Source organism: Brachyspira intermedia PWS/A (assembly GCF_000223215.1).
GTDB classification, from domain to species: domain Bacteria; phylum Spirochaetota; class Brachyspiria; order Brachyspirales; family Brachyspiraceae; genus Brachyspira; species Brachyspira intermedia.
Genome location: NC_017243.1, coordinates 1,783,280 through 1,797,864, shown reverse-complemented (window position 1 = coordinate 1,797,864; position 14,585 = coordinate 1,783,280). Strand labels below are relative to the sequence as shown.

The 14,585-nt window shown below is 28.6% G+C and carries 11 protein-coding genes; 9 read left to right on the top strand and 2 right to left on the bottom strand.

Annotated elements, in window-relative coordinates:
- Positions 1-26: 26 nt before the first annotated feature.
- Positions 27-1,097, bottom strand: a complete 1,071-nt coding sequence (locus tag BINT_RS07790; protein WP_014488025.1) for a ribonucleotide-diphosphate reductase subunit beta — start codon at positions 1,095-1,097, stop codon at positions 27-29.
- Between the two features lie 283 nt (positions 1,098-1,380).
- On the opposite strand from BINT_RS07790, the gene BINT_RS07785 reads away from it, so the two are divergent.
- The 9 genes from BINT_RS07785 to BINT_RS07745 all read left to right on the top strand — a co-directional run bounded on the left by BINT_RS07785 (position 1,381) and on the right by BINT_RS07745 (position 13,199).
- Positions 1,381-3,987, top strand: a complete 2,607-nt coding sequence (locus BINT_RS07785) for an ABC transporter substrate-binding protein (protein WP_014488024.1) — start codon at positions 1,381-1,383, stop codon at positions 3,985-3,987.
- A 92-nt stretch (positions 3,988-4,079) separates the two neighbouring features.
- On the top strand, positions 4,080-6,017 hold the full coding sequence (locus tag BINT_RS07780) for an ankyrin repeat domain-containing protein (protein WP_014488023.1): 1,938 nt from the start codon (positions 4,080-4,082) through the stop codon (positions 6,015-6,017).
- A gap of 65 nt (positions 6,018-6,082) precedes the next feature.
- Positions 6,083-6,697 carry a hypothetical protein gene (locus BINT_RS07775; RefSeq protein ID WP_014488022.1) on the top strand — a complete coding sequence of 205 codons (615 nt, stop codon included), beginning with the start codon at positions 6,083-6,085 and terminating at the stop codon, positions 6,695-6,697.
- A 36-nt stretch (positions 6,698-6,733) separates the two neighbouring features.
- Positions 6,734-8,182 carry a hypothetical protein gene (locus tag BINT_RS07770; RefSeq protein WP_049783501.1) on the top strand — a complete coding sequence of 483 codons (1,449 nt, stop codon included), beginning with the start codon at positions 6,734-6,736 and terminating at the stop codon, positions 8,180-8,182.
- 63 nt (positions 8,183-8,245) lie between these two features.
- Positions 8,246-9,184, top strand: a complete 939-nt coding sequence (gene fmt, locus BINT_RS07765; RefSeq protein ID WP_049783500.1) for a methionyl-tRNA formyltransferase — start codon at positions 8,246-8,248, stop codon at positions 9,182-9,184.
- A 22-nt stretch (positions 9,185-9,206) separates the two neighbouring features.
- Positions 9,207-9,833 carry a PASTA domain-containing protein gene (locus BINT_RS07760; protein ID WP_014488019.1) on the top strand — a complete coding sequence of 209 codons (627 nt, stop codon included), beginning with the start codon at positions 9,207-9,209 and terminating at the stop codon, positions 9,831-9,833.
- Between the two features lie 78 nt (positions 9,834-9,911).
- On the top strand, positions 9,912-10,715 hold the full coding sequence (locus tag BINT_RS07755) for a class I SAM-dependent methyltransferase (protein ID WP_014488018.1): 804 nt from the start codon (positions 9,912-9,914) through the stop codon (positions 10,713-10,715).
- A 30-nt stretch (positions 10,716-10,745) separates the two neighbouring features.
- Entirely contained in the window at positions 10,746-12,482 is a 1,737-nt protein-coding gene (locus tag BINT_RS07750) for a DUF342 domain-containing protein (protein WP_014488017.1), read from the top strand.
- A 21-nt stretch (positions 12,483-12,503) separates the two neighbouring features.
- Complete coding sequence (locus tag BINT_RS07745; RefSeq protein WP_014488016.1) at positions 12,504-13,199, top strand: flavodoxin family protein; 696 nt, start codon at positions 12,504-12,506, stop codon at positions 13,197-13,199.
- Between the two features lie 90 nt (positions 13,200-13,289).
- Here the strand turns inward: BINT_RS07745 and BINT_RS07740 are convergent, their stop codons facing one another.
- Positions 13,290-14,573 carry a galactokinase gene (locus tag BINT_RS07740; RefSeq protein ID WP_014488015.1) on the bottom strand — a complete coding sequence of 428 codons (1,284 nt, stop codon included), beginning with the start codon at positions 14,571-14,573 and terminating at the stop codon, positions 13,290-13,292.
- Between the last annotated feature and the right edge of the window lie 12 nt (positions 14,574-14,585).

Here is a 14,585-nt window from a genome sequence, read left to right as displayed (position 1 = left end):
TTTTTACTTTGAAAATTAAGCATAAATTATAAATCGTTTTTCAAAGCACCTTTTTGATAAGATGTATTAGTTGTTTCCTGTAACGCAGCATTCTGCTTGTTTATATCTCTATAGCTGTTAAACCAGTCTATAATATCTGATTTTTTCTCATTATACTGAGATTCAACTCCTAAATCTCTCAATCTAACACCTGCCCAATATTTGATAAAGTGTTCGCTTACTGAAGAATTAATACCTGCTACCTCATATCCGTCAAAAAGGTATTTAGCCCATTTTATCTCTTCATTAACAGTAAATTCTGTCATAGCTTTAGCCATATCATTAAACCAACCGCTTTTAAATAAATGTGTAAAACCTTGATCATTTTCTTTTCTAAGTATATTCATTACATTTTTACCAGTAGGTACATGTGTATTTAATTCATCATGTGCTATTAATTTAATAGTCTTTGTGAATCCTGCTATTGCATTGTCATAATTATTGTTAATTGTGAAAGTTACAAGAAAAGAGAATGGAAACTTTACACTTTCAAGCAAATATATTCCCATAAGCAATTTTAATACTGCCTGCTTTTTTTCGTCTAATGTTGCAGTAGAATTTTCTAAATTACATAATTCATCAACATTTCCGAATAATTCCACCTCTTTTTCCATTCTATGTTTTACAAATTCGTCATTATATACTAAATCTAATGTATCTGTTGCCTCATGTCCGAATACTTCAGAAAGTCCGTAAGAATAACTTTCAGCATGTATATTTTCCTCTATAGCTATTCTTGCATATAAAATAGACCATATTGAGCTTGTAACTATTCTGTTTAATATTGATGAAAATCCTGATGTAACTCCGCTATCCATTAAAGTTTGATATGCTATATTGAGTTTAAATGCTCTTTGTGCATCTTCAGGCAATGAAGAGAATCTTGTTTTATCAGATTTATAATCAACTTCTTTTGAGAACCAAGTATTTCCCTCACTAGCTTCTTTCAATTTTCTAGCCACTTCATGACTTACAGAATCTATTCTTAAATAATGCCCAAAATCTCCAAAAAATATTTTTTCATTTTCAGGTTTTTTCTCTATATCTATTACTTTCATATTTTCTCCGAGATCTTTTATTTCAAAATAATTTTGAGTTTAATTAGGTATTCTAATTTTCTTTTTTATATTTGTCAAGGACATATTTTATTTATTTTATTAGATATTTATTGTACATATACTACTAGTAAAAAATATTTTAATTATAATAATATAATTTTTATCTTGTTTGCAGTTATAAAAATATTTTGAATATAATTTATAGATATTATTTTATTGACTTTTATTGTTTATACTATTATTATATATTATGTTAATCTGTATATAGTAATGAGGCTAAATAATGAAATTGAATAATAAAATTTTATATAAATTTCCTATATTAATACTATTTATAATATTATTGTCATGTTCCAACAGCCAGGAAGAAATTGAACAGAAAGAAATAGACAGAGGCGGTGCATTAATAGATAAAATAATATATGAAGTGAGAACTGACATGACAATAGCTATTAAAGATGTAGCAGATGGCAGAGCTGATTTAATGGCGAGCGGAATAGACGGAAGTACATATTTATCATTAGGTGAAACTGATTTAGAGAAACTCGATACTTATGCAGTACCTTCAGGTTCATGGTCTTTACTATTTAATCCAGTACCGAATAAAGCCCCATATACAGTTACAACAAGAGATGGTAAAACTCATTTTAATCCTTTGGCTATAAAAGAAGTAAGATTTGCTATGAATTTCTTAATTGATAGAAAAAAGCTTGTTGATGAAATTTTAAGAGGAGCAGGACAGCCTTCATTTACACAAGCTACACCAGGACAGCCGGGTACTTATAGATATAATCTTATACCTTCAAAAATGGGTATGACAGAAAACGGCAATCAGGAAAAAGCTCTTAATGATATAAATAAAGCTATGGAAAAAGCTGCTAATCTTCCAGAGAATAGAGGAAAACTAGTAAAAGAAAATGGCTGGTGGAAATATAACGGAGAAGTAGTAACTATTAAATTTGTTATAAGGGTTGATGATCCTACAGGAAGACTTCCGGCAGGTAATGCTATATCAGATTTAATAGAAAAGACAGGAATAAAAGTTGAAAAATTATTATATGACAGAAATAAATCTACACAGGTTGTATATGGATCAGACCCAAAAGATTATGAATGGAATATTATAACAGAGGCTTGGGGAGCAGGTGCTACTCGTGCTTGGTGGGATGTTACATTAAGACAGATGTATGTAAGAGAAGGCAATTATATGCCTGGTGGTAATGTTGCAGAGTTTTGGAATTATGACAATAAAGAGGCTTCAAGAATAAGCGATAAGAATTCAAATGGCTGGTTTTTAACTGCTGATGAATATTGGACTGGTAATATGCGTTTGCAGGAAATAGGACTTCAAGATGCAGTTAGAATATATTTAAACTCTCAAACTCAGTTTTTTGTGGCAAATAAAGAAAGATTTAATAGAAGAATGCTTTATGGTGTAGGAGATGGTATAAATGATTGGTCTATAAGAAGTGCTGATATAAAACCAAATAGAAATGGTGAAAAAGTATTAAGAGTTCTTCAGCATTCTGCACAAGGTTCATTATTTATAAGTCCTTGGGATCCTGTGGGAGTTGGAGGATTTTCTGATGCTTATTCTGCTATAATGATAGGACCTTGTTCTGATGCTGGTGCTTCATTTGAATCTCCTTCTACAGCAAAAACAGAATTCATACTTGGTGAGGCTGATACTAATAGTTTAGAAATAGAAGTGAGAGCAGGAAATAATGGAATACCTGTTGGTACTGTGAAAGTTCCGCAAAATGCTAAAATGTACAATCCTTATACTCAGAAATGGGAAGAGGGTTTAACTGTTAAAGTTAATGATAAAGGTGAATTGGTTTATACAAAATCAGATAATCTTACTGCTTATGTAAAATGTGATTTCAAGCCTAGAAGTTTTAAATGGCATCATGGAATAGATTCATCTTTGGTTGATTTAATGTATGGAAGTGTATTCATTGCTAATATAATAACAAAAACTAATGAAAACGATAAATATTATGATTCAGCTATGGCTGGAAGATATCTTTCTGCTATGGACGGAGCAGTTGGAAGTGTTATAAATGAGGACGGAAGTTTTACTGTTTATGGAAATTATTATTGGCCTATGGATATGAACAGACAAATAGGTATTGCCTCAGTAGGCCCCAAAATAGGTAATCCTAATAGAAATACCGTTATTCCATTCGAGATAAATGAAGCTATAATGAAAATTGTTCTTGAAGGTTCTAAATCTGGAAATGTTTATACTATTTCACAGGATCAGTCTTTAACTTCTATAGATGTAAAAAATCCTACATGCGTATCTGACATAAAAGAAAAATTGATAGAAATGCGTGATTCTCAATATATACCTGCTGGAATAGAAGATTTTATAACAAAAGAAGAAGCTGTTAAAAGATATCAGGCTGCTATTGATTTTATAGATAAATATGGACATGCTTATATATCAAATGGTCCTTTCTTTATTTCTAGAATAGATTCTAAAGCTAATTATATAGAATTGAGTGCATTTAAAGATTATGGTTACACTGCTGAATATTGGATTGAAAAATTATCTACAAAAATGAGCAGAATAGAAGATATTGACATGCCCGCTATAGCAAATAGAAATAATGACATGAATATAAATATTTATGTTTCTTCATATAATTATCCTGATAATGCTTTGGAGATGCCTGACCCTAATACAACAGTAAAAGTTTTGCTTCAATTACCTAATGGAGGTGAAAGGGAATATAATGCTGTTTTAGAAAATGATGTATTCAAACTTACCATATCAAAAGAGGAATTAGCATCACTTCCTAGAGGAAATTATATTGTTGTTATAGAATCATATATTGCAGATGAGACACCTTATATAGAAACTAGGAATTTTGTATTACAATAGGGTAGTATATATATTTTTTATATTAATCTCTTTTAATTTATTTAAAATATGTTATTATATTCAAAAAATAACTTGTGGGGAATAATTTGTTTATGGAAAATTTGGATAATAACAATAATTTAGATAATAGTAATGAAAATAATAATTTGATTAATAATAATCAAAATAATTCAAATAATAATATAAATTCTAATATTCAAAGAATAGATAAAGCTAAAGAAGCTGAAGAAAATAAAAAATATATATTTAAAGTAGCCGTAGTAGCTTGTGCTATTGTATTCGTACTTCTTGTAGGTGCTGGTATACTTGTAGGTTTATTCTTATTTGTAAAGAGCAAATCTGATATGGAGAAAATGGTTATAAACTATGAAATATACAGTGAGGAAATATATAAGAAAAAGTACGGAGATAGTATTGTAAAAGAAATGGTTAATAATAATGGTGCTGATGTTAATGAAACAGGTGATAATAATCAAAGCCCATTATTTTATGCTGTACAAAATAATAATATAAAAGCTGTAGAATTTTTAATAGAAAATAAAGCAGATGCAGAAATAGCTAATGATTCAGGAATTACTCCTTTAATACTAGCTATAAGCAATAATAATACAAAAATTGCTGAACTTCTTATAAAAGAAGGAAAAGCCAATGTGTACGGTTCTTATACAGGTAATGATATAGCAAAATATCCAATGTATTATGCTGTTGCTCAAACTAATAAAACTATGATAGAACTTTTATTAAAAAATTCATTTGATTTAAAAAGAGAACCTTCACTTTTAAGTTATGCTATTGCTAATAGTGATGAAAGTATAGTTCGTTATTTAATAGATAATGGGGCAGATATCAATTATAAAAATGCCGATGGAACTACTGTACTTTATAATGCAGTTTTATCGCTTAATCCTGCATTAGTAGATTATTTTGTATCTAAAGGTGCTAAAATAGAAGATGCTGGTGAAAGCGATATGTATGGAAATATAATAATGGCTGCAGCAGGATCTAAATTCAATAATACAAGTTCATCTCCTGTTGATTTAGTATTAGTTCAGCAGAAATCTGCAGACAGTGCCAAAGTTATGGGTAAAATAATTACAAATATCAATAAAAATACTTTAAATAGACTTATAAATGGTAAAAATGCATTAATAATAGCTGCTGGAAATTCATATATAGATACTGTAAAAGTGCTTCTTACAAATGGGGCTGATGTAAATTCGGCAGATAATGATGGATGGACTTCTTTAATGTATGCTGCTAATAATGGAGATATTGAACTTGCTAAAGTTTTAATAGAAAATAAAGCCAATGTTAATGCTAAAAGCTATGAAGAGAAAACACCTCTTTTATATGCTATGAACAGTCCTATAGAATCAAGCAGAAATGATATGATAAATCTTTTAATAGAAAATAAAGCAAACATCAATGTAGAAGATAGTAATGGGCTTAGTCCTTTAACTGTTGCTGTTATGAATAATGATGTTGAGCTTACAAAGTTATTAATAGCTAATAAAGCTAATCTTTCAGTTGTAACTAAAGACGGAGAGAGCTTAATAGAATATGCTATTAATAATGATAATGTTGATTTACTTCAAATCTTAGTAGAGGCAGGTGCTGATATAAACTATGCTGGTATATCAAGTTATACTCCTTTAATGATAGCTGCTAAAAGCGGAGCTGAAAATATAGCTAGAATATTATTAACTCAGAAAGTAGATATTAATGCTGTTGATAAATATGGTGATACAGCTTTGCATATAGCCTCTGAATATTCAAAACTTCCTATTGTAAGAATGTTATTAGAAAAGAAGCCCAATCTTAATATACAAGATCAAAATGGAGATACTCCTTTACATAAAGCTGTTAATTCTGGAAGTGTTGATATAGTAAGCGAATTAGTATTATCTGGTGCTGATGTTATGGTTAGAAATAACAGAGGAAACTATCCTATTGATATAGCTAGAGATAATAATAACAGTGCTATATTTGAGATATTAAAAGAAGCCGAAGAAAAACAGAATAATAATTAATAAAGTATTATACTATTTATACCGTTAATGAAAGCAGTGATAATTTAAATTATAAGCTGCGAATCATGAAGAAAATAATATTATTGTTTGTTTTTATATTTAGTATAAGCCTATATCCTAAAATAGGTATGAAAGAATCTACTATAGTAGAGAAAAAAGACTATGGTTATATAGTATATGCTGAGGATTATTACAGGCTTTATGCATTACCATCCTATTATGCTGAATATGATTTGCTTAGAAATGTAGATTATCTTGAAAGAGCATTAGATGCTCCTTTTGATTTTGTTAATAGAGCTTTAACTATTATAGAAACAGAGGAAGCATATACAAGATATAAAGATCTTATGCATATGCAGTTTAATTATCTTATAACTCAAAATTATATTTATCTTGCCGGACTTTATGACAAAAAAAATTATTATTTCTATAATTCTCAATTCGATGAAGATATAAAGAAAAGTTTTGAATATGCAGTATTTTTCTATAATTTGGCTAAGGAAAGATGGGCGGTTACTAAGGAATTAGCAGAAAAAGTTATGAAAAATAAAGCTAAATTAGAAATGGATAATTTGATTGATAAAGCATATAAAATAGCACTTGGAGAAATAGACTATAATAAAACAGCAGATAGGCAGCTTAAACATATAGATGAAATTTTACAAGAAATGGAAAATTGATTAATCATAAAAAAAATTAAAAATGGGAAGTAAATTATGTTTAAGTCAATGAATAAATACTATGAGATTAATCTTGATAAACTCATAGAACTAAAAGAAATGATATCTAAAGAAAATATAGAGTTAACATGTGTTAATCCTAAAGGTATAAGTATTATTGTGCCTGGTAATTGTTTAGATATTCTTTTACAAGAGAAGGATAATGTTTTATTAAAAGATTCTAAATATTACATATCATCATTTTCTAATAAATTTTTTAATCTTAATAATCCTCAAACAAATAAAAATAATGTTGTTGAAGGATCAGATGATAATAAATTCAATGAATATGAATATTTTTATCATATTTATAAAAATTGTATTTCAAAAAATGAGAAATTAAAATCAGCCAATGATACTCTTTTAACTAGAATGTTAAAAGAAAAACCAAGTAATAGACTTTATTTATTAAAGCCATATTTAGATCAATTAAAGTTAGAAGCCAAAACACCTAAAGTAACACCTGAAATAGCACCAAATATAGAGCGTTTATTGACTGGTATGGGTATTGTTGGAAGATTAGATTTTATAAGACATCTGAAATATATAAAAAGTGCTGGCAAGAATCGCAATGATACAGTTGGTACAGAAACTGAAATTATGATTTCAAGTATAATGAATGCTATAGTAACATATTTGGAAAAAGAATATTTTTATAGAGATATATTTGATAATTTAGATATGCTTGATGATTCTAATATATTGAGTCATAGTAATAGAGTTTGTATACTTATGATAGAATTCTTATATTATTATAATAATATATTTAATAAGGGATTAAGCAGTAAATTAAGACAGGATTATAAAAGTCTTTATTTTGAAAAATATAAAACTATTTTAAGCCGATTTAATCTTGTAAAAAGTATAGATAAACTAGAAAATGTGTATAGACTTGGAATAAGAAAATTTACAGGTTCTGAAATAGTAAGTTATGCTATAGGTGCTTTTTATCATGATATTGCTATGCTTAATATGATAGATTTTGTTCCTACAGATGATTTTATTAAAGATGGAGATTTTAAAGATTTCCATACTGCTAAAGCATACTATTTTCTAAAATATGTATTAAATCAAAGGGAAGAATCTTGCTTATCTGTGGGACTTCATCATGAATGTTATGGTTATGGAAGCGGAATATTGAAGAATTTTTTTGATAAAAAGATAAATGATCCTAAACATAAAGTTGATTTTCTAATGTCTTTCGAGCCTGAAGATATAATAAATGCTGAATGTTTTGCATATTTTCCTGCTAAAATGTTGGAAGTTGTAGATATATATGATACATTAACATTTATGGAAGGAAGCAGAAATAAAAATCCTGAAGAAGTAGTATTTTTTATGAAAAAGATGTTCACAGAAAATAAAATAGCTGTAGATCCTATAGTATTAGATTTATTTATACAATTTTTATCAAATGTAAAGGGTGTTGATATTATAGAGGGATAACATTATAATTTATTTCATAATTATATTTGACTTTTAACAATAAAAATATATAATCAATCTATTATGTATAATGTTATAGTAGCTGGTTCAACCGATTTTACAAGAGATTGTATCTTACAATTAATGGAATTAGATAATGTTAATCTTAATGGAGTAATAGCTCCTATAGATACTAAAAAAGATAGAAAGGGTAATATTATCAATTCTCCTGTAGTAGAAATTGCATTAGAGAAACATCTTAATCTTTTTCAGCCTGAAAGCATAAATAAAGATGATTTCTATAATATTCTGTTAGATTTATCCCCTGATTTTTTAATAGTGGTAGCTTATGGTAAAATTCTAAATAAGAGAACTTTATCATTGCCTAAGATTATGCCTCTTAATATTCATGGCTCTCTTTTGCCTGTACTTAGAGGTGCTAGTCCTGTTGAGCATGCTTTACTTTATGGATTTGAAAAAAGCGGAACTACTTTACAGAAAATGGATATGAAATTGGATGAAGGCGATATTATACTTCAGCATGAGGTTAATATAGATAAAGATTGGAAGTTTAATGATTTATATGATAAAATAAAAGAAAGCGGAGTATATTTGCTTAAAGAGTTTTTCAAAGATACTAATAAGCATATATCTAATATGATAAAGCAAGATGATGCATTGGCTACGTATTGCAGTAAAATCAAGAAAGAAGATGGTAAGCTTGATTTTTCAAAAGATGCACTTAGTTTGCATAATATGACAAGGGCTTTTGTTAGATGGCCTACAGCTTACTGTTTTTACAAAGATGTTTCTATAAAAGTTTTTAATAGTGAATATATATGTAAATTAGATAATAATACTGATTTTGGCAAGATAGTTGATATTAATAATAATGGTATTTATATAAATGCTCTTAATGGAATATATGTTATAAAGGAACTTCAAAGAGAAGGAAAAAAAAGACAGACTGTTAAAGAGTTTTTATGCGGAAATAAACTAGTTGTTGGAGAATATTTTAATTAAAAGTGGAGTATGATTGTAAATTATGGCTAAAGTAAAAGAATTTTTTAATAAAATAATATCCTTTATAAAAAAAATCATCTATAAAATTTTACCTGATGGAATAATCAGTGATCCTAAGTCATTTTTAGTATTTAGAAGATTGATACTTTTCGCTGTTTTGCTTTTTGTTTTGCAAGGTATCGTTGTAACTTTAATAGTATTTATAGTTGTTAAATCTGGAGGAGAATCTTTTGAACTTCCAGATGTTCAAGGAAAAGAAATATTTGAAGCATTTAATTTATTGGAAAAAGAGGGTATGAATCTTAATGTGCAGACACATTATTTTAATAATTACCCATTAGGTACTATTGTAAGTCAGGAGCCTAAAGGCGGAGTAAAGGTTAAAAGAGGAAGAACTGTATATTTGGTAGTTAATGTTGCTGAACAAGCTCTTGTAAAAATGCCGGATGTTACAGGTATGAAGTATGATAAAGCTCTTAGTATAATTAGTAATGATGTTTTAAATACTATGACAAATGTTAATATTCTTCCTAAAGTAACCATAACTGATGATATGTACGAAAATGATGTTGTATTATCACAAATTCCTGCTGCAGATGAAGTAGTAGGTGTTAATACTGAGATAATTTTAACAGTTAATAACAAATAATCTTAAATGCAATAATATTTTGTGTAATATGTAAAGAAACAATCTTTTTTTCCGAATATAATATTGGAGAGTTATACAGTGGAAAACAAAGAATGTGAATTTTGCGGTAGTACTAAGTCTGAAGTTTATATAAAAACAGATTTAGTAAGCTACAATAAATGTTTAAATTGTGGACTTATATATCAGTATCCTGTTTTGAGTCAGGAAGAAATAAATGATATATATAGTGATAATTATTTTGAATATGAGGTAGCCAATCAGGAAAATTTTTTTGGTCTTATGAAGCTCGCTATGAAAGATATAGGCTTTGACAAAATAGAAAGCGAACTTCCTAATAAAAATGTTCTTGATATAGGCTGTGCTACAGGTATGATGTTAAATTATTTGAAGACTAAAGGTTATAATGCACAAGGTATTGAAATATGCTCATCATCTGCTGAGTATGCTAGAAAAAATTATGGTATAACAGTGCATGAAAAACCTTTGCTTGATGTAGGATTTGAAAGTGATTATTTTTCTTTCATACATTTTTCACATGTTATAGAACATGTTCCTAATCCAGCAGACACTCTTAAAGAAATTTACAGAATACTTGCAAAAGGCGGATATTTAGCAATCACAACACCAAATGCTGATGGTATGTTTGCTAAAAAATATGGAGGAGCTTGGAGAGCTGTAATGCCGCAGCATCTATGGCTATTTTCAAAGACTACATTGTCTAAATATATGAAAAGTATAGGTTTTAATATAATCAGTGATTTTTCTTGGGGGTCTATACCTATAGAGAAGAAACCCAATAAAATTATTAAAACTTTTTTTGATAAATATGTTAAATTATTTAATAGAGGAGATGTTATGCTCTTCTTATGTAAAAAAGTTTGAATATGCTGATTCGTTTTGTAAGGAGAATATATGGCTAAAGAAGTTACAACACAAACATTATCAATTGATCCTAATAATTATGAATTTTATTATGATAATCTTGTAAATACAAGAGAAATTTACGATCAAATTGTTGATGTTGATAGCAATGATCAAAATTTATATGAGGAACTTTTAAAAAATTATGTTCGTCCTGGAGATGCCGTATTAAAATCAATTTCAAAACGAGAAGGTGTAAAAGCTAGTAAAAATGTAAAATTTGATAAAATGACAGGACTTTATAAAAGTACTGTTTATGGATATGTATTTTATGATGAGCTTAAATCTGTTTCTGTTATACCTGTTATCAATGTAGCTGATAAATGGAGAGGGGTAATGGTTCTTCCTCCTCAAAAGCGTCAGAAAAAACAGCTTGTACTTGAGGAAATACAAACTATTATATCTCAAATACCTATCAAATTAATGGTTAATTATGATAAAATAACTGAACTTGTAGAGTATAATTTGAAATATGATGAAGGCGTTATGTGTGTCTTTGTTGAGGGCAGAAAACCTATAGATGGTAATGTTCAGAAAGTAATACTTGATTATGATTTTACTTTAGATAGCGGAAAAGAATCAGAAACAGGAGCTATAGACTTTAAAGAGAGAGGTTTTATCCATAATATAGAAGCAGGAGTTCAAATAGCTCACTTTATGGAAGAAAAACCTTCTATTGATGGACTTGATATATATGATGTTTTAATGGAAGCTCATCATGATGATGATCCTTGTTATAAATTAGGCAAAAACGTTGTTGTCGATTCTGATGGTATTACTATTAGAAGCGGTATAAGAGGAATATTAAGCAATCATAATAATACTTTATCAGTAAGTACTGTAGCAGAAATAGATAAGGTAGATTTATCAACTGGTAATATAGAAGTTAATGGTTCTCTTATTATTAAAGATAATGTTGCTCCGGGATTCTCTATAAAAACAGAGGGTGATATATATGTACATGGCAATATTGAGGATGCATATATAGAATGTGCCGGTAATTTAATAGTTTCCGGAGGTATAATAGGAGGTCCTAACAGTACAATTCATGTTAATGGAAAGATGTATTCTCAATTCATTAGGAATGCCAATATAATATGTAAAGGTGATTTATTATCTCAGCAGCTTGTTAATGCTGAAATAGCTGGAAATGATAGAGTTATAGTATTGGAAGGTAAGGGCGTTATTATCGGTGGTAATGTAAAGGCTTTGAATGGTGTTTGGGCTAAAAGTATTGGCTCTATGAGTGAATCAAAAACTACAATTACAGTTGGCAGAGATGCTGAGGCTGATGCAGAGTTTAAAAATATTGTTTCAACAGTTAAAACAAATAAAGAAGAAATGAGTAAGATTAAATCCCTTTTAGGTACAGAGTATTTCAAAAATCCAAAAGCATTTATTCAAAGAATACCGCCTAATAAAAGAGAAGGAATAAAAGATATACTTAGAAGAATTACAAATCTTGTAAGAGAAACAGCTCAATTAGAGGCTAGAAGAGATGAAATGAGTGCTGAATTTGAAAAATTATCTCATAGCAGCATTACTTCTATGGAAGGATTTTTCCCTGGAGTTACAATATATATTTCAAGTATGAGAAAATATATATCTAAAAAGATTTCAGGAACAGAGTATTTCTATTCAAAAGAACTTAGAGATATTTCAGAGAAAGCTCCTAAATTATTACCTTTAGAAGAATATGATTTCCCTAGAGAAATAAAAAGAGATTAATCTTTTAGGTAAATATAAAAAATGAAAATAACAGTCATACATGGACAGAATCATAAAGGTTCAACATACAATGTAGCAAAAATGCTTTATGATAGATTAGGAGGAGAAGTTACAGAGTTTTTTCTTCCTAGAGACTTTAATTCTTTTTGTGTAGGCTGTAATAATTGTTTTATAAAATCTGAAACTTTATGTCCTCATTATGATAAATTAAAACCTATTACAGATGCTATGGATGATGCTGATATAATAATATTAGCAAGTCCTGTGTATGTGTACCATGTAACAGGTGCTATGAAGGCTTTTTTAGATCATTATGGTTATAGATGGATAGTTCACAGACCAAATGAATCTATGTTTAAAAAACAGGTTGTATGTATCTCTACTGCTGCAGGTGGAGGAATGAAAAATACTTGTAAGGATATGGCAGACAGTACTTTCTTTTGGGGTGTAGCGAAAACATATAGCTATGGATTTGCGGTAAGAGAAGTTACTTGGAATAATGTTAAAGATGAAATAAAAGATTCTATTGCAAGAAAGATGGATTTAGCTGCAGAAAAAATAAAAAGGGAATATGGTAAAGTTAAGCCATCTATAAAAACAAAGATATTTTTTAAAATAATAAAATCATTGCATAAAAAGAAAAATTTCACTGAGAATGACTTTAATTATTGGAATGAGAGAGGCTGGCTAAAAAATACTGTGCCTTGGAAAAATTAATTTTGAAACAAGTCTAATAGTATAAAAAAGACAAGACTATAGAATTAGCCTTGTCTTTTATTTTTAGTTATAATTATCAATTATGATTTTTTAGATTTCACAAACAGGAGATTGTCTTACTCTTATTTTTACAGCACTTCCTTCACCAAATATTGAATTCATGTATTTTTTATATTCTTCAACTTTATTTACAGGTATTAAAGCCTGTATAGTTCCAGCAAATCCGCCTCCATGTACACGGCAAGCACCTTCTCCTTTTAAGAAGTCTTTTGTTAGAGTAAGTCCTAAAGCTACTCCCATATTTTTTGAACTTGTAACAGAATAGCAGTTTTGTAAATACATGAAGCTTGAAAGCCCTGATTCATTCATAAGTTTTATGTATGTATTTATATCATCTTTTTTAAGTGCATTTATTTGATTGATTACTCTTTCATTTTCCTCTAAAAAGTGATAAGCTCTCATTATAGCTCTGTCACCAACTTCTGCTCTTAATTTAGAAGCATTATCAATCAATTCTTTTTTAGTTATTTCTCTGCATACTTTTTTCCCGAAATAATTTGCAACAGCATTCATTTCTTCTCTTATAGCAGCATATTCATTTGTAAGTCCGCTATGATCTCCTTTAGCATCAACTATCATAAGAGCATAACCTTTACTTTCAAAATCGTATTCAACTTTTTCTATTATAGGGTTATCATTATCTTTGAAGTCTATAGACATAATACCGCCTACAGAACAACCCATTTGATCCATAAGTCCGCAAGGCTTTCCAAAATAAACATTTTCAGCATACTGCCCAATTTTTGCTATATCAACTTTGCTTATTTTATCTTCATTGTATAGAGCATTCTGTATTTCACCAATCAAAGATTCAAAGCTTGCTGAACTACTTAATCCACTTCCTATAAGTACTTTATTATTTAAAGTTACTGTACATCCGCCTATATTGTATCCTTTGTTTTTAATTCCTGCACAAACGCCTCTTGTTAGAGCATTAGATTTTCCGTACTCATCTTTATTTATATTCAAGTCATTAATATCTATAATGTCAGGAGTATTAGAATAATCAGTATAAACAACTATTTTATTATCATCTCTTTTTGCCACTACTGCCAACTTATCTAAATTTATAGAAGCTGTTAATACGCATCCATTATTATGGTCTGTATGATTACCTGAAAGTTCAGTTCTTCCTGAAGCACTAAAAACATATATTTCCTGAGTTTTTTCTATACTTTCAAAATGTTTTATAGTATCGCTTAATCTGTTATATGCTTCAGATATACTATATGCATCACCTCCGTAAATAGAAGAAAATTTTTCATCCATCTTTTTTTCTTTTAAAAAGTCTTTTAATTGGCTGATATTATACATATTGAATCCTTA